Here is a 1,056-nt window from a genome sequence, read left to right on the forward strand (position 1 = left end):
TTTTTAACGGTATCGGTCACATCAATACCATTAATGTTTTCCCATTTAACGCCTATATCACCACTCGCTGTTGCGATAACTTCACCGGCTACATCATCGTATCCATCGCCATCATCATCACCAAAATAGTTATATGGCGCTTTGAGTAAATCGGTCATTTTCACTTTAGGGTAATTACTATTACCTGACTGTGGTAACGGAACGATGGTTTGAATACTCGCATAAGTATCGCCTTGATTCGGTAACTCAATTGGATTTGTTAGACTTGATTCATCATTTTCCGCACTTATTACTGTTCCATCGGATAAAGTTATACTCAATAAACTTTCCGTACTATCCGCTTTAGTGGTACCTCCATCATAAGTAAGATATGGTGCTCCTCCATGAATTGCATTGGCTGTAGTTATATTTAAAGCATATGTGGAATTAAAGGGAATCGTTAATAAACTAATTATAATCAATACAATTATTAGCATTGATTTTAAGCAAAAAAATGGTTTTATCAAATTGACTCCAAATAACAAGAATTGAGCGGTAAATAAATCTATAAAAGAAAAAAATGAATGTGGATGTGAATATATTGCTAACACTTAAAAGAATAATCGGTTAAATAGTCCTAATTTATGGTTAACTACGCAATAACTAATCAGTAACACACACCAATTTATTTTAAAATCATCACATTGTTTTATTTCATAAAATGAAATATTTTTTGACAATAATTATAATTTAAACCACTTGCTATATCAAATTTTGTAATGTTAAATTTTGTCAAGATATGTAAAGTAAAGTTGAACTTAAAAGCTTTGATTTTATGCTACGAATTTGGAAAAAAAGTTTTAACTGACTTTAATAAACACTAAAATAGTGTTTATTAAAGTCTCTGTTGCATAAAATTTTTATCATAGTTAATTAATAATTTAATATTAAATTACAAATAATGCTTTTTTAGACTTTTAATAAAGGCTAAATCAACTTCAATAGGATAGTTAACTGATTGTCAACTGCTTAAACAATTAATTCGTTGACGAGCTAAACTAAAATGAAAACACTGCA

At 29.1% G+C, this 1,056-nt stretch carries 1 protein-coding gene; it reads right to left on the minus strand.

The window, feature by feature from the left end; translation table 11 throughout:
• A partial coding sequence (locus B6D18_RS12365; protein WP_144064008.1) for a hypothetical protein occupies nt 1-506 on the minus strand: 506 nt, incomplete at its 3' end.
• Nucleotides 507-1,056: the final 550 nt, after the last annotated feature.

The sequence above is a fragment of the Gilliamella sp. A7 genome (assembly GCF_002142015.1).
Lineage (GTDB): Bacteria > Pseudomonadota > Gammaproteobacteria > Enterobacterales > Orbaceae > Gilliamella > Gilliamella apis_A.